General features: G+C 65.9%; 20 protein-coding genes and 3 pseudogenes. 10 read left to right on the top strand and 13 right to left on the bottom strand.

Going from position 1 to position 19135, the window contains the following annotated elements; translation table 11 throughout:
- From ACNA7R_RS14195 to ACNA7R_RS14175, 5 genes and pseudogenes are all read left to right on the top strand, one after another.
- Positions 1–345, top strand: a pseudogene (locus ACNA7R_RS14195) (phenylacetate-CoA oxygenase subunit PaaI); the annotation flags it as partial.
- The gene (paaD, locus tag ACNA7R_RS14190) at positions 342–761 is read left to right on the top strand and encodes a 1,2-phenylacetyl-CoA epoxidase subunit PaaD (RefSeq protein WP_416284210.1); all 420 of its coding nucleotides are present in this window, start codon (positions 342–344) and stop codon (positions 759–761) included. The pseudogene ACNA7R_RS14195 and the gene paaD, both read left to right, overlap by 4 nt.
- Positions 758–928, top strand: a complete 171-nt coding sequence (gene paaE / locus ACNA7R_RS14185) for a 1,2-phenylacetyl-CoA epoxidase subunit PaaE (protein WP_416284209.1) — start codon at positions 758–760, stop codon at positions 926–928. Before paaD ends, paaE begins: the two co-directional genes overlap by 4 nt.
- Before the next feature lie 107 nt (positions 929–1035).
- Positions 1036–2319 (top strand): phenylacetate--CoA ligase PaaK, encoded by a 1284-nt coding sequence (paaK, locus tag ACNA7R_RS14180; protein ID WP_416284208.1) that lies wholly within the window; start codon positions 1036–1038, stop codon positions 2317–2319.
- Between the two features lie 68 nt (positions 2320–2387).
- Complete coding sequence (locus ACNA7R_RS14175) at positions 2388–2819, top strand: PaaI family thioesterase (protein ID WP_416284207.1); 432 nt, start codon at positions 2388–2390, stop codon at positions 2817–2819.
- Between the two features lie 31 nt (positions 2820–2850).
- Here the strand turns inward: ACNA7R_RS14175 and ACNA7R_RS14170 are convergent, their stop codons facing one another.
- Both ACNA7R_RS14170 and ACNA7R_RS14165 read right to left on the bottom strand, forming a co-directional pair.
- Entirely contained in the window at positions 2851–3858 is a 1008-nt protein-coding gene (locus tag ACNA7R_RS14170) for an LLM class flavin-dependent oxidoreductase (RefSeq protein ID WP_416284206.1), read from the bottom strand.
- 259 nt (positions 3859–4117) lie between these two features.
- The gene (locus tag ACNA7R_RS14165) at positions 4118–5392 is read right to left on the bottom strand and encodes a M24 family metallopeptidase (RefSeq protein ID WP_416284205.1); all 1275 of its coding nucleotides are present in this window, start codon (positions 5390–5392) and stop codon (positions 4118–4120) included.
- An 87-nt stretch (positions 5393–5479) separates the two neighbouring features.
- On the opposite strand from ACNA7R_RS14165, the gene ACNA7R_RS14160 reads away from it, so the two are divergent.
- Positions 5480–5683: a hypothetical protein gene (locus ACNA7R_RS14160; protein WP_416284204.1), complete on the top strand. Its 204-nt coding sequence runs from the start codon at positions 5480–5482 to the stop codon at positions 5681–5683.
- Between the two features lie 36 nt (positions 5684–5719).
- Here ACNA7R_RS14160 and ACNA7R_RS14155 read toward each other — a convergent pair whose 3' ends face one another.
- From ACNA7R_RS14155 to ACNA7R_RS14140, 4 genes are all read right to left on the bottom strand, one after another.
- Positions 5720–7747: a primary-amine oxidase gene (locus tag ACNA7R_RS14155; RefSeq protein WP_416284203.1), complete on the bottom strand. Its 2028-nt coding sequence runs from the start codon at positions 7745–7747 to the stop codon at positions 5720–5722.
- A 123-nt stretch (positions 7748–7870) separates the two neighbouring features.
- Positions 7871–8839: an NAD-dependent epimerase/dehydratase family protein gene (locus ACNA7R_RS14150; protein WP_416284202.1), complete on the bottom strand. Its 969-nt coding sequence runs from the start codon at positions 8837–8839 to the stop codon at positions 7871–7873.
- A gap of 55 nt (positions 8840–8894) precedes the next feature.
- Positions 8895–10592 carry a thiamine pyrophosphate-binding protein gene (locus ACNA7R_RS14145; protein ID WP_416284201.1) on the bottom strand — a complete coding sequence of 566 codons (1698 nt, stop codon included), beginning with the start codon at positions 10590–10592 and terminating at the stop codon, positions 8895–8897.
- Entirely contained in the window at positions 10589–10909 is a 321-nt protein-coding gene (locus ACNA7R_RS14140) for an EthD family reductase (RefSeq protein WP_416284200.1), read from the bottom strand. The genes ACNA7R_RS14145 and ACNA7R_RS14140 overlap by 4 nt, the downstream gene beginning before the upstream one ends.
- Positions 10910–11027: 118 nt before the next feature.
- Here ACNA7R_RS14140 and ACNA7R_RS14135 point away from each other — a divergent pair, with 118 nt between their 5' ends.
- From ACNA7R_RS14135 to ACNA7R_RS14120, 4 genes and pseudogenes are all read left to right on the top strand, one after another.
- Entirely contained in the window at positions 11028–11495 is a 468-nt protein-coding gene (locus tag ACNA7R_RS14135; protein WP_416284199.1) for a VOC family protein, read from the top strand.
- Between the two features lie 63 nt (positions 11496–11558).
- A pseudogene (locus tag ACNA7R_RS14130) lies at positions 11559–11915 on the top strand (EthD domain-containing protein); the annotation flags it as partial.
- A 5-nt stretch (positions 11916–11920) separates the two neighbouring features.
- Positions 11921–12514, top strand: coding sequence for an HD domain-containing protein (locus ACNA7R_RS14125; protein WP_416284198.1), 594 nt, complete (start codon positions 11921–11923; stop codon positions 12512–12514).
- A gap of 57 nt (positions 12515–12571) precedes the next feature.
- The gene (locus tag ACNA7R_RS14120; RefSeq protein WP_416284197.1) at positions 12572–13339 is read left to right on the top strand and encodes an IclR family transcriptional regulator; all 768 of its coding nucleotides are present in this window, start codon (positions 12572–12574) and stop codon (positions 13337–13339) included.
- Positions 13340–14002: 663 nt separating this feature from the next.
- Here ACNA7R_RS14120 and gfo6 read toward each other — a convergent pair.
- The 7 genes and pseudogenes from gfo6 to ACNA7R_RS14085 form a co-directional block, all read right to left on the bottom strand.
- Entirely contained in the window at positions 14003–15073 is a 1071-nt protein-coding gene (gene gfo6 / locus ACNA7R_RS14115; protein ID WP_416284196.1) for a D-xylose 1-dehydrogenase Gfo6, read from the bottom strand.
- A gap of 36 nt (positions 15074–15109) precedes the next feature.
- Positions 15110–15538, bottom strand: a complete 429-nt coding sequence (locus ACNA7R_RS14110; RefSeq protein ID WP_416284195.1) for a universal stress protein — start codon at positions 15536–15538, stop codon at positions 15110–15112.
- A gap of 58 nt (positions 15539–15596) precedes the next feature.
- Positions 15597–16508, bottom strand: a complete 912-nt coding sequence (locus tag ACNA7R_RS14105) for a hypothetical protein (protein ID WP_416284194.1) — start codon at positions 16506–16508, stop codon at positions 15597–15599.
- A 48-nt stretch (positions 16509–16556) separates the two neighbouring features.
- Positions 16557–17357: a hypothetical protein gene (locus ACNA7R_RS14100; RefSeq protein WP_416284193.1), complete on the bottom strand. Its 801-nt coding sequence runs from the start codon at positions 17355–17357 to the stop codon at positions 16557–16559.
- Positions 17358–17402: 45 nt separating this feature from the next.
- Positions 17403–17834, bottom strand: a complete 432-nt coding sequence (locus tag ACNA7R_RS14095; protein WP_416284192.1) for a hypothetical protein — start codon at positions 17832–17834, stop codon at positions 17403–17405.
- Between the two features lie 2 nt (positions 17835–17836).
- Complete coding sequence (locus tag ACNA7R_RS14090; protein ID WP_416284191.1) at positions 17837–18844, bottom strand: hypothetical protein; 1008 nt, start codon at positions 18842–18844, stop codon at positions 17837–17839.
- A 114-nt stretch (positions 18845–18958) separates the two neighbouring features.
- Positions 18959–19135 (bottom strand): annotated as a pseudogene (locus ACNA7R_RS14085) (transcriptional regulator); the annotation flags it as partial.

Below are 19135 nucleotides of genomic sequence, written 5' to 3'. Positions count from 1 at the left end.
CTCGATCGGCTGTTCCCGTACGCCCTGACGCTGTTCGAACCCGTCGATCGGGACGTCGAGGACGACATCGTCGAGCTGAGACTGCGGGACGCGACCCTCGAGGAGCTGGGCGAGGAGTGGCTCTCGATCGTGGTGCCCTACCTCGAGTCCCTCGAGCTCGAGCTGCCGGTCAGCGCGCAGGTCGACGACGACACCTTCGAGATCACCGAAGACATGCTCCCCGAGGAACGCGGCCGGGACGGGGGTCACACCGACGCGTGGGTCGACCTTCACGACGAGCTGACCCACACCTATCGCGACCTCGGGCGCAGCGACACCACCAAAATCATGGAGAAACCGAAATGAGCAGCGAGATCCCGGATCCGGACGCCGACGCGACGCCGTGTGCGTACACCGACTACCGCGAGGGCGAAGGGACCGAAGAGCTGCCGGCGACCGGCGAGGACGCCACGGGCGTCGAGGCCGACGTCTGGCAGGCCCTCTACGGAATCGAGGATCCCGAGATGCCGATCAGCATCGTCGACCTCGGGCTGATCTACGGCGTGACGCTCGAGGACGGGGACGCGGTCGTCGACATGACGCTGACCTACTCGGGCTGTCCGGCCAGGGACATGCTCACCGAGCAGGTCCAGGAGGCGGCAGCCGACGTCGAGGGCGTCGACGACGCCGAACTGCGACTCGTCTGGAGTCCCGAGTGGACGATCGAGATGGTGACCGAGCAGGGAAAGGAGGACCTCCGGGAGTTCGGGCTCAGCATATGAGACGATCACGAGATCCGAGCGTCACGACCGGCGGCGAGGACGCGGGTGCGGAGTGTCCGTACTGCGAGTCGACGAACACCGTCCGCGAACACCCGAAGGGACCGTCGCTCTGTCGGTCGATGCACTACTGCAACGCCTGCGAGCAGCCCTTCGAGAAGTTCGAGTAGCCGATCACCGTTCGTTTTCCGCAGCCGTCGACGCGCGAGCGACCCCGCCCGTCGACGACCTGGAACCAAGAGCTTTGGTACTCGGTGTCGTGGACACGGGACGAGCCATGGCAGGCACTACCGAGCGAGCCGCCCGCGAGGAGCGCCGAGAGCTGCAGGCCGAGCGACTCCGTGACACCATCGCCCACGCCTACGGGAACGTCCCGTTCTACCGCGAGCGGCTGGACGAGGCCGGGGTTTCGCCCGAGGACGTACAGTCCGTCGACGACCTCGAGGCGCTGCCGTTCACGACGAAGGAGGATTTCCGCGACGAGTACCCCGACGGCCTGTTCGCCGTCGACGGCGACGAGCTCCTGCGAATCCACGCCTCGTCGGGCACGACGGGCAAACCCAAGATCGTCGGCTACACCGACGGTGACCTCGAGCTGTGGGACGAGGTGATGGCCAGGTCGCTGGAAGCCGCGGGGATCGAACCGGGAGATACCGTCCAGAACGCCTACGGCTACGGCCTCTTTACGGGCGGGCTCGGCTTCCACGGCGGCGCCGAGGCTCTCGGCACGACGGTGATCCCGACGGGAAGCGGGAACACCCGGCGCCAGGTCGAGTTCGCCCGCGACCTCGAGAGCGACGCGATCGCCTGTACGCCGTCGTACGCGCTGTACTTCGCCGAGACCGCCCGCGAGATGGGAATCGATCCCCACGAGCTGCCGCTATCGACGGTGCTGTACGGCGCCGAGCCCTGTACGGAGCCGATGCGTGAGGCGATCGAAGAGCGACTCGGCGCGGTCGGGATCGAAAACTACGGCCTCTCGGAGCTGATCGGTCCGGGCGTCGCCGTCGAGTGCCGCGAGGCCCAGGACGGGATGCACGTCTGGGAGGATCACTTCTATCCCGAAATCGTCGATCCGACGACGGGCGAGACGCTACCGGAGGGCGAGGAGGGAGAGCTGGTACTGACCTCGCTGTCGAAAGAGGCACTCCCCGTACTGCGGTATCGAACGGGCGATCTCACGTCACTCACCGACGAAGAGTGTACCTGCGGCCGAACGACGGCACGAATGGACGGCGTCACGGGCCGGGCCGACGACCTGCTCATCGTCCGGGGGGTCAACCTGTACCCGAGCCAGATCGAGGACATCGTCCTCGAGTTCGACGCCGTGGCGCCCCACTACCGGATCGACCTCTACCGCGAGGACGAACTGGATCGGCTGAAGCTGACCGTCGAGCTGACGGAGGGGGTCGACATCGACCGCGAACGGCTCCGAGAGAGGATCCTCGAGCGGTTGCGGAACGCGCTTTCCGTTCGCCCCGACGCGCTCGAGCTAGTCGAGTCCGGCACGATCGAACGCACCGAGGTCGGGAAGGTCAAACGCGTGTACGATCATCGCTGAACGGTTCTCGCGACGGAAGGGGTGGATCATCTGGCACTTTTATTATGGTTGGGACGGCAACCCATTTCATGGACATCGAAGCCTTCTTTGAGGGGATGCCGTTCGCCTCCCTGCTGGGAATCGAGGTCACCGAGTGCGGCGACGGCTACGCCGAGGGGCGCCTCGAAATGCGCGAGGAGCTCTCCTGGAACGAGGACGAGTTGATGGCCCACGGCGGCGTCACGTTCACGCTGGCCGACACCGTCGGCGGCGCGGCGCTGGTCTCGCTGGTCGACCAGCCCGTTCCGACGATCGACATGCGCATCGACTACCTCAGCGCGGGGACGGGCGATCTCTACGCCGAGGCCGACGTCGTGCGCTGTGGCAGCGACGTCGGGACCGTTGACGTCGAAGTCTACACGGTGGAAAACGACAGCGAGACTCCGATAGCGCCTCGGGAAGACGGCGAAGCCATCGGAACGCTGATCGCCGACGCTCGAGGCGTCTACAAGACGGGCTAAGTCCGCTCTCGGTACCGTCCTCGTCGTCGAGTTACCGAAGTTTGGGGGCGACTTCGTCGCCCAGCCGGTGAACGCAGTCGATCATCTCGTCGGTCTCGACGCCGGGGTAGTACGTCCGGAATATGAAGTGGATATCGTCGCCCAGCGCCTCGCGGTAGGTCTCGAGTTCCTCGCGAACCTGCTCGGGCGTGCCGAAGATGGCCTGTTCTTTTAGCTCCCGCTTGCGCTCCTCGTCGAGTTCGTCGACCGATTCCCCGGAGAAGATCTCCGCGTACCGGCGCTGGAGGTAGAAGTAGCCGTCGCGCATCGCCTCCCAGGCTTCCTCCCGGGAGTCGCCGACCCAGCCGTGCTGGAGGACGTAGACCGTGAACTCGCCCGAGACGTCCTCCTCATCCCGGACCCGCCGGATGTCCTCGACGCGTTTCCTGACGCCCTCGACCGACAGCGATGAGGGGGCACACCAGCCATCGGCGGTCCGGGCCGCGCGGCGGACCGCGGGTTTGGCCGCGCCGCCGAGCATGACCGGGACGTCGCCCTCGGTGGGTTTCGGCGTGATCGAGACGTCCACCGGCACGTCGTGGAAGTCGGCGTCGTACTCGAGGGCGCCCTCGCTCCAGGCCCCCCGCAGGAACGGGACAAGGTCGGCGAGGCGCTCGGCGCGCTCGTCTTGCGGAACGCCGAAGACGTCGAACTCCCGCGGGTTCGAGCCGATGGCGAGTCCGAGCGTGAGCCGACCGTCCGAGAGCAGGTCGACCGTCGCCGCGTCCTCGGCGAGCCGAATCGGGTCGTACAGCGGTCCGAGCGCGACGCAGCTGCCGATCTCGAGGGACTCGCTCTCGGCTGCCATCGCCCCCAGCGTCGGTATCGTTCCCGAGAGGTAGCCGTCGGCCTCGAAGTGGTGTTCGGACACCCACGCGCTGTCTAACCCCGCGTCTTCGATCTCGCGAGTCAGCCGCAGCACCTCGTCGTACAGTTCGCTCGGCTCGCGATCGTCGCCGGGCCGCCGCTGGGCGGTAAAGAGGCCGGTCCCGAGTTTCATACTCTCGGTATCACCGGGAATCGGCTTAATGGTTGGCGAACCAGCTAGTGGGCGTGTTCCGATTCGAAGACGAGGATACCTGCATCACCATCGTCACGAACACCACCAAAGGGGCTGCTGCGGTGGACGAACCCGGCCGACGTAAGCACCGCAGGACGAAGTCCGAGGCGCGCAGCGAGGCCTGGGAGTCCACCGCAGCAGGGGCTTTCTGGTGTTCGTAATGGATTTAACACCGCTCGAGGTACCTCGAATCGAGCGGTCAGTAGTCGATGACGGTGATCTCCTCGACGGGCCACTGGCTCAGGATCTCGACGCCGTTCTCGCGGACGACGACCATCTCCTCGACGCGGACGCCCTGCCGGCCCGCGGGCTCCTGGGTCTCGACGGCCATCGTCATCCCCTCCTCGAGTTCGATCGGGTGGTCCGGCGAGAGGCCGCGCCAGATCAGCGGCACCTCGTACAGCTGGAGGCCGAGGCCGTGGGCCCAGTGGTTCGTGGTCAGCTGCCAGTGTTCGTCGGCGTCGTAGAAATCGGCGTGCTCGCCTTCCATATCCGGGAAGCCCTGGGCGATCTCGTCGGTCGTCGCGCCGGGTTCGATGCGCTCGAGGACGTCGTAGAGGTTGTCTCGAGCGGTCTCGTACGCCCGCCGTTGCTCCTCGGTCGGCTCTCCCATCGAGAAGGTGCGGTAGTAGCAGGATCGGTAGCCCAGATAGCCGATATTATAAAAATCGGCGTAGACGAGGTCGCCGGGCCGGATCGCCCGGTCGGTCGTGTTGGCCTGGTGTTTCGGCCAGGTGTTCGGCCCGGAGGTGAGATAGCCCCCGCCGACGAAGGCGCCGTGGCGCCAGAGCTCTTGCACGGCTTCGCCCCAGACCTCGTTCTCGCGCTTTCCGGGCTTCGCCGAATCCGTGATCCGCTGGAAGCCGGCCTCGCAGATCGCCGCAACCTGGCGCAGACACTCGATCTCGTCCTCGGTCTTGACCTTCCGGGCGTCCTCCATCACCGACTGCGCGGTTCCGGAATCGGTCTCGACGCCGCGGTCCTCGAGGGTCTCGAGCAGCCCCCGGTTGCCGACGTCGACGCCGAGTTTCTCGTCGGCGACGCCGTACTCTTCCATCGCCTCGTGGACCGTTTCGGCCATCGTCGACAGCAGAAACTGCCGTGCGGAGGGGCTTCCCGAGGCTCGCGGCACGTTCCCGAGACCGGGGCAGGCGTACCGGATGTCGTGCAACCACGGGCAGTTCGCCCGCTGGTTGCTCGCGTGGTCGGCCGTGTCCCAGTGGACGACATCGCCGTTCTCCGTCAGGAGGGTGTAGTGGTCCGCGCCGCTGCCGCCGGTCATCGCCAGCCCCGTCACGTACCGGATGTTCGGATCCGAGACGAGCAACAGCGCGCCGAGATCGCTCTCCCGGAGTCGCTCGAGGGCTCGCTCCTTGCGCTCTTCGCGTAGTCGCTGGGTGTCGATCCGCTGTTCCCAGTCGACGGCCTGAGTCCCGAGAGTACCCTCCATGTAGTCGCGCTCGTGGAACGTCATGGCGTGACGTATCAGGGGAATCTACTAAATCGTACCGCTGCCGGTCGATGACCATAATATAAGCGCATCGGCGAAGTACGGTAGCATATGCCAATTCCCGGCTACGATCCCGAAGACGTCGACGACACCCTCGAGGCGCTGCTCGAGGACGACGAGATCGACCGACACCTGAGCGAGGCGGAACTCGAGGCCTACCGAAACGGCGAGGAAACCCTGGTCGACCTCCTCGACGGAGACGAGATCCACCGGATTCTCGAGCGAAAAGACGCGTCGATCGACGTTCCCGACTGAGTCGTGGACGACCGGCGACCGATCAGAGACGAGTGATCAGTCGTCGTCCGCGTCCGCCCCACAGCTCTCGCCGTGCCCAGGGACGTCCTGGCCCTCGATCGCGTGCTGAGGTGGGACGTCGATCGCCGGGCTCTCCTCGAAGAAGTTTGTCGGCTGGAGCTTGAAGCTGTAGACCTGGGCCGGCAGAATAGGCCAGTCCTCCGGCCGGGTGACGTGGTTCACGCCGAGTGTGTACCACAGGACGAGATCCTCCCCCTCGAGATTTCGGTCGGCCGCGGTCCACGCCGGCAGCCCCGCGCCGCCGGGATGCTGGTTCGGGTACCGGCCCGACGGGTACCGCTCGTCCTCTCGGAACGGGGTCGCCCACAGGTGATACCGGATGAAGCCGGAGCGTTTCATCACGCTCGAGTCGTCCTGCACGGCCGCCTCGACGTTGCCGCCGGGCATCAGTCGGTATCCGGTCGGCTTCCCGAGCCGATTCGTCTCGCCGGGATTGACGACCTGCCAGTACCGGCCCTTCAGCGGGTCGATCAGTTCCTTCGCCGCCTCCTCGCTCGCCAGCTTCTCGCGGTCCGCGTAGAAGGCGTTCCCGCCGGGGTTGTGGGTGCGGTCGTCGGCGTTGCCCATCGGGTCGAGTCCGTCCGGTCCGGCCGGAACCTGCTGGTTCTCGACGCGGTACAGCTCGTTGGGGCCGTCGTCGACGTTCACGTCCAGCCGAAAGTTGAAGAAGTGCTGGTGGATCGGGCCGTTGAGCTGCGGGGCGACGAGTTCGCCGTACCCCGAGGGATCCTCGTCCGGGCCGACGGCCGAGACGCTGTCGATCCCCGTCAGCCGAACCTCGACCTCGATCGAGGCGTCCTGGTAAAAGTACCAGTTGAAGATGTAGTCGTAGTTGCCGACCGCGGCGACGAAGGAGACGACGAGCCGTCGCCGTCTGCGGACTTCGTCCGTGCCGGTGCGCCAGTCGCTTCGTTCCCAGAGCGTGCCGTTGTCCTCCTCGTGCAGACAGATCGCGTTCTCGAGGACGTTCGCCTCGCCGCCGGCGGTGTTCATTACGGCGTCCCAGTAGTGCATGTGGCCCAGACAGTCACAGCCGTTGGTCAGCGACTTCGCCAGCCGACCGATGTTGTACTCGCCGACGTCCATTGCGTTCTTGAACCGGTCGTTGATATCGGTCGTTCCGTACGGCACGGACATCTCGGCACACGACGCGCGGTCGATGATCGAGCGCACCTCGCCGTCGTCCTCGTAGCCGATATCGTGCAGGACGAGCCCCTCGCGCTGGGTCCAGCCGACGCGCATGTGCCATCCCTGCCACTCGAGCTTCTGCCCCTCGACGCTCCAGCTCGGGCCGTCCGGCTGGTCGACGTTGTACGCGGTCAGGTCCTCGCGCAGGTCGATGTCATCCTCGCGGTAGGCCATCCCCTCGGGCGGGAACGGGTCGTCCTCGTCCGGCGGTCCGTAGTCGACGACTTTCACGACCTCCATTCGGTCGAGGTCGACGAAGGTGTGGACGCCGGTCACCGGTTTCGCGTACCCCTCGTCGCCGGCGTCCTCGCTCGGTCGGAGGAAGGTCAGCCCGTGAGCCAGCCGCTTCGAGCGATCGACGTCTTCCGGAACGAACTCGTGGCCGACCGACCACGGATCGACCATCGCCCGGTCGGTGTCCTCGACGCCGCGTCGCTCGAGGGCCGCCTGCCACTCTTCGTTTTCCTTGACCGTCTCCTCGCAGGCGACGAACTCCTCGATCGCGATCGAGGGCTGGGCGCCCTCGACGTGCTCCCAGTCGAGGACGTCGTCCTCGTCCAGCGAAACGACCGCCTCGATCGTCTTTCGCTCCTCTCCGTCCCTGATCACGATCCGCGCTCGGCGGTCCGGCACGTCACCGCCGTCGTCGTACGCCGCGAGCGCGTCCTTGGTCGGCTCCGCCAGTTCGATCTTGATACAGAGGCTCGAGTCGCCGATCTCTCGCTCCGCCGCCAGGATCTCGTAGGCGGATTCGATCTCGTCCGGTGAAAGCGGGTCGAGCGGATGCTCGGCCGCTGGCGTATGTTCCAGTGCCATGGCGTTTGGGTACACGGGACAATATAAATAGATTGCCGGCTACTGACGGGTGATCGCTGCAGTTGGCGAAATCAGCGGATCACGGGCCGAACAGGCGGGCAAGTCGCCGAACGTTGCGGGCGACTACACCGGCTCGAGCCCCGCCTCCTCGCGCAACACGTTGATGTACTTCCGAAAGCCCGACTCGAGGTCGTACTCGGGGTCGTAGCCGAGGTCCGCCTGGGCCTTCGTCATGTCCAGGTTCTGCGTCCAGGGGAGTTCGCCGTCGTCCGAGACCTCGATCTCGGCATCGGGAACGATCGATTCGACGGTTTCGGCGGCCTCCCGGACCGTCGCCAGCACGCCGCGGACGTTGTAGACGCGCTGGGTGAGTTCGGATTCGGGGGTGAAGGCCGCCTTCCGGAACGCCTGGGCGATGTCCTCGACGTGTTGCCAGTCGATCGCCTGGTCGCCGTACTCGACGCTGTAGGACTCGCCGAGCGCCGGCTTTTCGATGATGTTCGCCAGAAAGGCCGAGCCGCCGGTTTCGCGGTAGGGGCCGTAGGCGACCGTCGGACGGAGCGCGACGTGATCCAGCCCGTAGTCCTCGTGGTAGACCCGGGCCTGGTGTTCGTTGTACTCCTTGGTCGCGCCGTAGAGCGTGTCGGGATACAGGAGTTCGTCCTCGTCGACCCACTCCGTGTCGTAGTTGTGCGGCGGGGCGTACGCCGCCGCCGAGGACGCCCACGCGACGCGCTCGACCTGGTCGTCCAGGATGCGGGCGGCCTCGAAGACGTTGTTCGTCCCCATGACGTTCACCTCGGCCGCCGCACGCGGGTTCTCACGGGCGGTCGTCGTCAGCAAGGCGGCGAGGTGGACGAGGTGGGTCGTCCCCGTCTCCTTGACCGCGCGGATCACGTCCGTCGGCTCGGAGACGTCGCCGCGTCGCACCTCGACGTCGTCGGCGACGTCGAGTTTCTCGAGGATCTCCGTGTCAGTCGAGAGATCGTAGGCCACGACGTCGTGGCCGTGCTCGAGCAAATCCTGTACCACGTAGGAACCGATAAAGCCGGTTCCGCCGGTCACCAGTACGGTCGTGTTCTCGTCGGTCATGTGTTCAGGGTATGTCGATAGTTCACGTATAGGTTGGTGCCCGATCGTGTCGTCGTCACTCGTGGAGTCCCCCGACCGACTCGTAGAACGAGGAGGCGAGGGTATCGGCCATATCCTCCTCGCGGTCGATGCGTACGTCGACGACGTGGGGGACGTCCGCCGCCTTCCCCTCGGCGAGCGCGTCGGCGAACGCGTCGGGTTCGGTCACGCACGTCCCGACCGCGCCAAAGGCCTCGGCAACTTTCACGAAGTCGGTGTCGTGGAACTCGACGCCCGCGATGTCGCCCTCGTCGTGTTGCATCTGGCGGACCATCCCGAGGCTCGTATCGTTCAGGACGACGAACGTCGGCGCGACGTCGTACTCGACGGCCGTCTCGACGCTGTTCATCGTCATCGAGAACCCGCCGTCGCCGGCGACTGCGATCACGTCTTTCCCGGTGGTGAGCGCCGCCGACACCGCAGCCGGATTCGCCCACCCCATCCCCCCGACGCCGCCGCTGCCGAAGTAGGTGCGGACCGCCGGCGTCTGGAGGTAGTACAGCAGCCAGAACCGGTTGTTGCCGGAGTCGGCGGTGACGATCGTCTCCTCGTCGACGACCGCCTGAATCTCCTTGGCCGCGCGCTGAGGTTTGATCGGGACCGCGTCGTCCTCGCACTCGGGGGCGGTAAACCACTCTCTAGCCTCGGCCGCCCGCTCGAGCGCCCAGCCGTTCTCCCCGCTCCCGACGTCGGCGAGCGCCGCGAGGCTGGCTTTCGCGTCGCCGATCAGGCCCACGTCGGCGGGATAGACCCAGCCGGCGTTGCGGGCGTCGACGTCGGCGTGGACGATCGTCTGCTCGCCGGGTCGGATGAACTCGGGCGCCTGCCAGTTGGTGTCCATCGGGTTCAGCCGGCAGCCGACCACGAGCAACGTGTCGGCCTCGCTGACGACCCGGTTCGCGCCCTCGTGGCCGAACGAACCCATGACGCCCGCGGCGCGCTCGTCGGTCTCGGGGTACGTCGACTTCCCCAGGTAGGAGGTGACGACGGCGCAGTCGTAGGCGGCGGCGACCGCCGCGAGCTGGTCGTAGGCCTCCGCGGCGTGGACGCCATTACCTGCCACGATCGCGGGCCGTTCGGCCCGCTCGAGCGCCTCGGCCGCGTTCGCGACGTCTTCGGCGGTCGGTGCGGCGTCCCAGATCCGGGTCTGCTTGCGGGCCTCCCACGCGGGCGGGGTCGGGTCGGCGGGCACCTCGTCGGTGATCGCCCCTCCGTCCAGGACGACCGCGGTGGGGCCGGGGCGGCCGGCGACGGCGTGTTTGAACGCCAGCTGCGTGCTCCGGAGGGTCTCGACCGGCGTGCGCGGGAACCACCACTCCTTCGTGACGCCGTCGAGGATCTTCGGGAGGCTGAACCCGCCGTAGTCGCCCCGGGCCTGCTGGTAGGGCGCCAGCGTCGAGTACTCGCCGCGTTCCGAGGCCTCGGTGAGGACGACCATCGGCGAGGAGCCCAGCCGTGCCTCCAGTTGGCCCATCAGTCCGAGGCTGCCGATCCAGGGTCCCTGCCCCGTGAGTACCCCCGGGTTCCCGGTCAGCCGACCGTGCATCTCCGCCATCACGCTCGCCTCGCGCTCGTCGCGCGGGCGGACGAGGTCGATCTCCGACTCGGGCAGGTGCTCGAGCAGCTCGATCGCGCGCCCGCCGGGGTAGCCGAAGACGTACTCGACGCCCAGTTCCTCGAGGGTCTCGACGACTGCGGCGGCGGTGGTCGTCATCCGTCGTCGACGTGGACCGTCTCCTCGACGATCATGCGCTCGCCGGCGTCGAAGTCGACGTAGTCGGCGGCGTCGGCGACGACGTCCTGGCCCGTCTCGGAGTCGAAGGCCTCCTCGAGCGCCGCCATGTCCTCGAAGGCGAGTTCGAGCACGCCGTCGTACTCGACGGCGTCGGGGTTCGTCGGAACGGACGTGGTGTAGCGCTTCAGTCCGGGCAGGTCGCGCGCGAGGTCGGCGTGATCCCCCTGCCACCACTCGACGAACTCCTCGTGGCTGTACTCGTCTCTTCGGACCAGGAACTCGACCTGTTTGATCATGCACCTACGCTGTCGCGCGCTCCCGACTTCGTTCTATCGGTGTGACGTGTTGCCGCTGGTCGCGATAACTGCCTGCCTCCCCCAAACAGCTATGTGGGATCCGCGGACTCTCGGAACTATGTCCGAGATGCCAGCGGTGCGCGTCGACCACGTCGGGATCGCCGTCGAGTCGATCGAGGAGGCCGAAGGACTACTGTTCGCGCTCGGCTGTGAGAAGATCCACGAGGAGCGAAGCGAGTACGGCTCGTTCACCTGGGCGACGTACGTCCTGGGCGGCGCCTCGCGGCTCGAGCTTATCGCTCCCAGAGCGGAATCGGTGTCGTTTCTGACCGAGTTTCTCGAGCGAAGCGGTCCAGGACTGCACCACGTCACGCTCGAGGTCGCCGATCTCGATCGAGCCGTCGCCGCGCTCGAGAAGCGGGGAATCGACGTCGTCGACCACGCCGAGTTCGAACACTGGGCGGAGGCGTTTCTCCCGCCGGGCAACCCGACCGGCGCCCTGTTTCAGCTGATGGAGTACTACGATGGTTACGCCGAGACGCGGGGGGCGGGCGACCGCCTGTTCGTGGACGGCGAGCGCCTCTGAAAGGATTTGGGACGCGGTCACGAGCCTCATGCTTTATTATCTCGTGTCGAAAACCACCGTTCGATGTACAAACACGTCGCCCTGCTCGTCCGCAAGGAGGGGATGAGCCACGACGAGTTCGTCGACTACTGGCAGACCGAACACACCCCGATCGCCCGCGAGATCGACGGCGTCGTGAAGTACAACACCGTCATTCCGACTGACCCCGACAACGCGGAGTTCGACGGCGTCGCGGAACTCTACTTCGAGGATCTCGAGAAGCTGTACGACGCGCTGGGCGGCGAGGGATCACGGGACTACGATCCCGAGAACGGGAAGGCGAAGGAGGCCCGCGAGGACGTCGACAACTTCCTCGCGATCGACGAGCGCCCGCGACTCATCGGACGGGAACGCCTCGTCGTGAGCGAGGGCGAGCGCTGATCGCCATGGCGGACGTCGACTTCGATCGGCAGATCCGCGAGGCGTTCCCCGAACTCGAGCACATCGAGGACGACGACCTCCGCGATCGGGTCGTCGAGGCCTGGACCCTCGGCCTGGAGCGCGGCGGTTGGCGCGACATCGCGGACATCCCCTACGCCTGGAACATCCGCGAGGTCACCAACGTCGAACACGTCCGCGGGGTCACCCGGATCGCGCTCGAGACCGCGCGCGAACAGCGGGAGTTCCACGGCGCCGACCCCGATACCGACACGGTAGTCGCGGCCTGTCTCCTCCACGACGTCGGGAAGTGCTACGAGTATCCCGATCACGTCGACGACGCGCTCCTCGAGGATCCCGACCCGCGCTACGTCAGCGAGGAGATCCCCCACTCCATCTCGGGGTACGCGCTGGCCCACGAGGTCGGCTGTCCGCTCGCCGTCCAGCGGGCGATTCCCCACTTCCTCGGCGAAGTCCCGAAACGGACGCTCGAGGCCGAACTCGTCAAGAGCGCGAACTCGGCGTCCTCGAACGCGATCACCGAGGCGACGATGGGAATCACGCTACAGGAGTGGGTCGAGGAGTATTCCCAGACGGCGTGAGCAGGACCGTTCGAATAGCGGGAACAGACTTTTGTCGGCGCGCTCACCAGTAGCCGTATGGGAACCCAACCGGGGTACAGACCGGTCGAGACCGTCGAGACCGCCCTCGAGATCGTCGACCTGCTCAAACGCCGGGATCGAGCGGGCGTGACGGCGATCGCGGACGAACTCGGGATCGCGAAGAGCACCGCGTCCCGCCACGCTCGTACGCTCGAGGACCAGGGGGTCCTCGTCCGGGAGGAGGAGGCGTACCGACTCGGGACGTGGTTTCTGGACTACGGGACCTACGTCCGGAACCGACGGCCAGTCTTCGAGGCGGCGAAGCCGAAGGTCGACGAACTCGCCGCGACGACCGACGAGAAGGTCTGGTGCGTGATCGAAGAACACGGCGTCGGCGTCCACATCTACGGCGCCGAGGGGCGCCACTCGGTGCGGACCCACGCTCGAGTCGGCAGGCGAACCCCGCTGCACCAGTTCGCCGCGGGGAAGGCGATCCTCGCGCACCTGCCCGAAACGCGGATCGAGACGATCCTCGAGGACCGCGGGCTCGAGGCGGCGACCGACGAGACGATCACCGACCGATCCGAGCTTCGAAATCGCCTCGAGACGATCCGCGAGCGAGGGTACGCGATCAACCGCGAGGAGTCGGTTCGCGGGGTCCACGCGGTCGGTGCACCGATCCGATCCGACTCCGGCGACGCCGTCGCGGCGATCAGCGTCGCCGGCCCCGCGAACCGGCTCCGCGGCGAGGTGCTAATCGAAGAGCTACCGGCGCTCCTGCTCGGCGCGACCAACGAGATCGAGGTCAACCTCGCCCACGCCTGATCCCTCGCGATTCGGCGTTCGTATTACTCGAATACGTCGCGCTCGAGCGACCGGTCATCCCGTCGAGTACCGCGAAAGCATTACGAACATACCTCTGTAATATATCGTCGGCAGGCGGACGAGGGAGGCCGCACGGGTCCGGACCGTCCCTCGCTGTTTCGGTGACTCGAACGCGAGTGGAGTAGTACCTCCTCGAGCGGTCGCGGGTCGTTCACCACCTCAGACACTATTCAAAACATCCGAATATAACCTGTCCAATATTGTGGATACTGGACAGCTATCCTAGGATGAACTCGACTGTCGACACGGCTGCATAAACAATATAATTACTGATTAGAGGGTCGACATACCAAGAGAGTTATCGAAACGACCGTTCTACGGAATTTACTTCCAGGTAGTCCTATACGTTCTTTGTCCGATCAGTATGCGACTCGAGTCCGGATCGGTCGAACGTCAGGTCGCTTCGCATCCGTTCTCGTATTCCAGAAGACGATAGTACAGCTGTACGATAATTTTGGAATCGAGTCGGAGATAACGTCTGTCTGTATTGTATTATTTTACAATATTACCTATCCAGATGTGTATCAAAAATAGAGAATATACGGATGTCGAGTCGTCGGCGTCGTTTCACCGGCTCTGGGCTATCGGTGGGAGCCGACGGCTTCAGAGATTCACCGGTCGCTCCTCGTCGGCGGCCCGGTGTATCGCCTCGATGATCCGCATATCGGCGAGCCCGTGGCGGCCGTCGGGATAGATATCGGCGTCGGTCAGCACGCGGTCCGCGAAGTAGTCGAACACCTCCCGAACCTCCCGCTGGGCGTCGAACTCCCCGTGTTCGATTTCGACGGAGACATCGCCGCGGGAGCATTTCAGGGTCGCCTCGCCGTGGAACGCCGGATCGAGTTCGATCGTTCCCTCGGTTCCGGTGAGTTTCAGGTGGGTGTCCTCGTGAGCGCGCTGGCTCGAGGTCGTGATCACGTGGACGTCGTCCTCGAGCAACAGCGCGGAGGAAGCGCGTTCGTCGGGGACGTCGTCGAACGCCTCGTGATGGGAAGTCATCTGCGAGGAAACCCGCACGGGCTCTCGTCGAAGCAGGTATCGTGTCGTGTTGATCGAGTAGATGCCCAGATCCATCACGGAGGTTCCGTAGCCGGAGAGGTCGGGATCGAGGCGCCACTGGTCGTGATCGGGATTCATCTCGAGCAGGGGCTGGCCGTTCGCGCCGTAGACCGAGACGGGCTCGCCGAGAAAGCCCGACTCGACGAGCTCTCTCGCTCGACGGACGGCGGGTTCGGTCTGCATGCGGTAGGCGATCATCAGGGGGACGTCGCCGTCCTCGCAGGCCTCGACCAGCCGTTCGGCCCGCTCGACGGTCGCCTCCATCGGCTTCTCGCAGAGCACCGCCTTTCCGAGGTCGGCCGCCGTCTCGGCGTACTCGAGGTGGAAGGCATTCGGCGTGCCGACGTAGACGGCGTCGTAGGCGTCGCTGGCGGCTCCGTCGTGGTACTGGTCGTAACTGATCCCACGCTCGACGTCGTTCTCCTCGGCGAGCCGTTCGGCCTTCTCGGTCGAACTGCTGACCAGCACCGAGACCTCGCCGAGGTCGGAGTTCTCGATTGCCGGAATCGCGACGTCGACCGTCCACCAGCCGAGTCCGATCAGTGCGTATCGGACGGTTCCCTCCTCGGTAGTCTGCCAGTCCCGCTCGTCGTAGCCGTCGATCCAGTCGTGCATTCACCGAAAAGGTACTCGGAGGAGGAATAAAACTCCTCACCCGTCGCCGACGACGAGCACCGGTCGCGTCGCGAGCCTGACGACGGCGTCGACGGTGCTCCCGAGCAGGGCCCCCTTGAACTTCGACCGTCCGCGGCTGCCGACGACGATCGCGTCGACCCCGCAGTCGTCGGCGTAGGTGACGATTTCCTCGTGAGGAACGCCGACGCGAACGGCCGTCTCGACCGGGACGGCGGCCGCTTCGGCCCGCTCCTCGAGGGTTGCAAGCGACGTCTCGGCCCGCTCCCGGAGGTGGCGTTCCACCTCGCCCGGATCGACGATGGCGTTGTCGTACTCGGTTCGGGTCTCGACGACGGCGACGCCGTACAGCGTCGCCTCGAGCCGGTCCGCGAGATCGATCGCGTGTTCGACGGCCACCGACGCCGTCTCGCTGCCGTCGGTCGCGACGAGGATCGAGTCGTACATACCCTCGAGTACGGTCGGCGGGACAAAAGAGACGAGGGTCGCCTCGAGGGGAAGGGGGCTACCGGTTTCGCTTCGGCATCGTCGAGTGGCGCTTGACCGCGTTCATGTCCGCCCGTCTGTTCGGCGGCGGCGCCATCGTCGAGTACCGGGACGACTCGCTCGAGCCGAGTCCGTCGTCGTCGGAGCCCAGTAGGCCGTCGTCATCGTCGTCATCGTCGTCTTCCTCGTCCTCGTCATCGTCCAGCAGGCCATCGTCATCCTCGTCTCCATCGTCGTCATCCTCGTCGGAATCCAGAAGCTCCCCGGCGGAGTCGAGGAGTCCGTCCTCCTCGTCCTCGTCCGACTCGTCGTCAGCCCCCGCTGCCGCCAGCTGGTCCCGGACCGACTCGAGGTCGGCGCCGAACTCCTCGACCGACGAGCCGACGGCGTCCCGGAGGCGCTCCTCGAGTTCGTCGGTTGCACTCCCGTCGTCCGCCGCTTCCTCGTCGTCCGTCGTTTCCTCCTCGTCGCCGTCTTTTGACTCGTCCGTCGTCTCCTCGTCGTCTTCGTCCGCCGACTCGTCTTCGGTGTCGCTTCGGTCGTCCGCTTCGTCGGCGTCCTCATCGTCGCCGTCCTCGGTCGCCTCGCGGAGCCCGTCGATGACGGTCTCGAGCTCCCCTTCCGCCTCGCGGTCGCCGAGCTTCGCGAGCCGGACCAGTCGCCGGAGTTCCTCGACGCGTTCGGGCTCGCCCTTGGTGATCGCCTCGGGGACGGTCTCGGGTTCGGTGCCGTCCTCGAGCGTGCCCAGTCCGACCGCCTCGAGCAGCTCGCGGGGGTCGGTCGACTCGAGGAGATCGGCCGCCTCCTCGGAGAGCTCGAGCAGGTCGTCGTCGGCGCCGTCGCCGTCGTCGTCCGGAACGGCGAGCGCCCCGCTCTCGGTGCTGGCCTCGTCGAGAATCTCCGTAATACGGTCGTAGAGTTCGTCAGTCATGGTTCTAGATCGGGATCGGGTGAAAGCCCGGATTCGGTGCCGAGGGGATTACGACGACTCGTCGGGTTCGTCGTCCGCCTCGGACTCGCCGTCGTCGTCGGCTTCCTCGTCGGCGACCGCCTCGATGATCTCGTCGGTCATCTCCTCGCGGCTGAGGTTCGCCTTGACGCCGACGTCCTTGGCGACCGACTGCAGGTCCTGGTACGACATCACGCCGAGGAAGTCCTCGAGGGTCTCGCGTCGCAGGTTCTCGAGTTCCTCGACCGACGGCTCCTCCGGAGCCTCGTCCTCATCGCCGTCTTCGTCGGCGGCGTCCTTGTCGCTTTCGTCGCCGTCGGTCTCGTCTTCCTCGTCAGCGGCTTCCTCGTCAGCGGCTTCCTCGTCACTTTCGTCCTCCGCTTCGTCGTCATCGTCGTCGGAATCAAGAAGATCATCGGCGGAGTCGAGGAGTCCGTCCTCTCCGTCTTCGGCCTCGCCCTCTGACTCCGACTCGTCCTCCGACTCGCCGTCGGTGAGCGCACCGGTTGCCGACGAGAGGGCGTCCTGGCCGACGACGCTGGCGATCGCATCACGGATCGCCGTCCGGATCGCGGCCACCAGATCCGAGACGAGCTCGCGGAGGCTCTTTCCGTTCTCGATCCCCTTCCGGAGGGTCTCCTGGATATCGCGACCGATCGTCGCGCCGAGTTCGCGTCCGAGCTGTTCGCCGAACTGTCTGCCGACGGCCGCACCGACCTCGCCGCCGTCGAGGTTGTCCTCGAGGCTGCCGTCGCCGAGCAGATCGGCGACGTCGACCTGTTCGGTAACCTCGTCGGTGACCATCTGCTTCAGCCCGGAGTCCTCACTCATCGCGCTCACCTCGAGTCGCTCGGTGTGGAGAACTCGGTGTCACGGCTACTCCCCTCCGTCCTCCGAGTCGTCCTCGCTCTCGTCGTCGCCATCATCGGCATCGTCTTCACCCTCACTTTCGTCCTCGTCTCCGTCGTCGGTCTCCTCCTCGTCGCCTTCGTCCTCGGCGTCCTCGTCTTCGGATTCGTCGCTCTCGTCGTCCTCGTCACCGTCTTCGGTCGTCTCTTCGTCCTCGTCCTCCTCGCCCGCACTGATCAGCTCCTCGACGACGAGGTCGCCGATCGTGCGACCGACCTGTTCGCCGATCTTGCGGCCGATGATCGCACCGATCAGCCCGCCCAGCGTCTCCCCGATGGGCTCGTCCTCGCTGATCTCGTCTTCCCACTGGGTTCCCTCGACGAGCTCGTCGAGTTCGAGATTCTCGGTGATCTTGTCGTAGTCGAGCTGTTCCGTCAGCGACTGGGATTCCTCACTCATTGTTATGCGCTCGCCTCCGCCTCGCCTTCCTGTTCGTTCGATTCCTCGTCGCCCTCGAGCTGGTCGATCAGCGCCTGGAGGACCTCACGGACGACCGTGGCGATGAACTCCTCGACGGGCAGGTCCGGAATCAGCCCGCGCATGCTGTCGGTCATCGTCTCGATGGCCGACGAGATCCGACCCTGCGCGTCCTCGTCCTCGCCTTCGCCGTCGTCCTCCTCGCCCTCGGCATCCTCCTCGTCGCCCTCCTCGTCACCGCCCAGAAGCGCGCTGACGAACTCGCGGGGCTTGCTCACGAGCGACGTCAGCGCCTCCTGCGAGCGGTCGACGACCGAGGAGATCGCCTCGGCCGGACGCGAGAGCAGGTCCTGGACGCCACCGAGCAGCTCCTGGGAGCCGTCGAGCAGTCCGGAGACTGCGGACAGCAGGTTGCCGAGCAGGTTCCCCTCGCCCGGACGCGCCGAGAGGTTGAGCACGACGGGGTCGAGGTTGACCTCGAGTCCGAGCAGGTCGAGGAACAGTCCGTCGAGGTCGAGGTGGAGGACGTTCGTCGCGTCGTCGTCCTCGTAGGAGTCTTCGGCGCCCTGCTCGTGGCCTACCGGCTCCTCTTCGTCCTCTTCGTCCTCTTCGTCTTCCTCGTCTTCCGCCTCTTCGGCTTCTTCGTCTTCAGCCTCCTCGTCCTCTTCTTCGGCCTCCTCTTCCTCGTCTTCGTCCTCTTGGGCTTCCTCGTCTTCGTCCTCTTGGGCTTCCTCGTCCTCGTCTTCAGCCTCCTCGTCCTCTTCAGCTTCTTCTCCGTTCTCTTCGGCTTCTTCTTCCTCGTCTTCAGCCTCCTCGTCCTCTTCTTCGGCTTCCTCTTCCTCCTCTTCCTCCGGCAGTTCGTCCTCGCCGCCGTCGGTCATCACTCGTCGCGGTTCGCCCTCGTCGTCGGCCAGCGTCGAACGGAAGCCGACGTCCTCGAGTCCGGAATCCGAACGGTCTTCGGAGTCGCCGCGCTCTCTCGTCTCTGTCATTATCTGGAAACACAGATGAGAGTGTTCGTTGTGGTGGTTTGCCTTGCGTATGCGACTCTGGATCAGTTACGGCGACTACACGGTGAATAGAACCTCGACGTCCCTGCAGCGGATTCACTCTCGAGGAGTGACCGCTCCGACGACGAGAGCGTACTCACCGCGCGTCAGTCCCTCGTCGTGGCAGGTAACCGGTTCCTCGATCGCCGCGACCGTCCCGTCCCCGACGGCCGCCGCAGTAGCGATCCCCTCGAGCCGATCGCTCCCGATCGGCCCGGACTCGAGATCGAATCG

The organism is Natronococcus sp. (genome assembly GCF_047921035.1).
Classification (GTDB): Archaea; Halobacteriota; Halobacteria; order Halobacteriales; family Natrialbaceae; genus Natronococcus.
This window is presented reverse-complemented; position numbering and strand designations above follow the sequence as displayed.

Excerpts from the sequence above, each read along its gene's own strand:
- paaD (WP_416284210.1), top strand. The coding sequence starts at position 342 with ATGAGCAGCGAGATCCCGGATCCGGACGCCGACGCGACGCCGTGTGCG.
- paaE (WP_416284209.1), top strand. The coding sequence starts at position 758 with ATGAGACGATCACGAGATCCGAGCGTCACGACCGGCGGCGAGGACGCG.
- paaK (WP_416284208.1), top strand. The coding sequence starts at position 1,036 with ATGGCAGGCACTACCGAGCGAGCCGCCCGCGAGGAGCGCCGAGAGCTG.
- ACNA7R_RS14175 (WP_416284207.1), top strand. The coding sequence starts at position 2,388 with ATGGACATCGAAGCCTTCTTTGAGGGGATGCCGTTCGCCTCCCTGCTG.
- ACNA7R_RS14170 (WP_416284206.1), bottom strand. The coding sequence starts at position 3,858 with ATGAAACTCGGGACCGGCCTCTTTACCGCCCAGCGGCGGCCCGGCGAC.
- ACNA7R_RS14165 (WP_416284205.1), bottom strand. The coding sequence starts at position 5,392 with ATGACGTTCCACGAGCGCGACTACATGGAGGGTACTCTCGGGACTCAG.
- ACNA7R_RS14160 (WP_416284204.1), top strand. The coding sequence starts at position 5,480 with ATGCCAATTCCCGGCTACGATCCCGAAGACGTCGACGACACCCTCGAG.
- ACNA7R_RS14155 (WP_416284203.1), bottom strand. The coding sequence starts at position 7,747 with ATGGCACTGGAACATACGCCAGCGGCCGAGCATCCGCTCGACCCGCTT.
- ACNA7R_RS14150 (WP_416284202.1), bottom strand. The coding sequence starts at position 8,839 with ATGACCGACGAGAACACGACCGTACTGGTGACCGGCGGAACCGGCTTT.
- ACNA7R_RS14145 (WP_416284201.1), bottom strand. The coding sequence starts at position 10,592 with ATGACGACCACCGCCGCCGCAGTCGTCGAGACCCTCGAGGAACTGGGC.
- ACNA7R_RS14140 (WP_416284200.1), bottom strand. The coding sequence starts at position 10,909 with ATGATCAAACAGGTCGAGTTCCTGGTCCGAAGAGACGAGTACAGCCAC.
- ACNA7R_RS14135 (WP_416284199.1), top strand. The coding sequence starts at position 11,028 with ATGTCCGAGATGCCAGCGGTGCGCGTCGACCACGTCGGGATCGCCGTC.
- ACNA7R_RS14125 (WP_416284198.1), top strand. The coding sequence starts at position 11,921 with ATGGCGGACGTCGACTTCGATCGGCAGATCCGCGAGGCGTTCCCCGAA.
- ACNA7R_RS14120 (WP_416284197.1), top strand. The coding sequence starts at position 12,572 with ATGGGAACCCAACCGGGGTACAGACCGGTCGAGACCGTCGAGACCGCC.
- gfo6 (WP_416284196.1), bottom strand. The coding sequence starts at position 15,073 with ATGCACGACTGGATCGACGGCTACGACGAGCGGGACTGGCAGACTACC.
- ACNA7R_RS14110 (WP_416284195.1), bottom strand. The coding sequence starts at position 15,538 with ATGTACGACTCGATCCTCGTCGCGACCGACGGCAGCGAGACGGCGTCG.
- ACNA7R_RS14105 (WP_416284194.1), bottom strand. The coding sequence starts at position 16,508 with ATGACTGACGAACTCTACGACCGTATTACGGAGATTCTCGACGAGGCC.
- ACNA7R_RS14100 (WP_416284193.1), bottom strand. The coding sequence starts at position 17,357 with ATGAGTGAGGACTCCGGGCTGAAGCAGATGGTCACCGACGAGGTTACC.
- ACNA7R_RS14095 (WP_416284192.1), bottom strand. The coding sequence starts at position 17,834 with ATGAGTGAGGAATCCCAGTCGCTGACGGAACAGCTCGACTACGACAAG.
- ACNA7R_RS14090 (WP_416284191.1), bottom strand. The coding sequence starts at position 18,844 with ATGACAGAGACGAGAGAGCGCGGCGACTCCGAAGACCGTTCGGATTCC.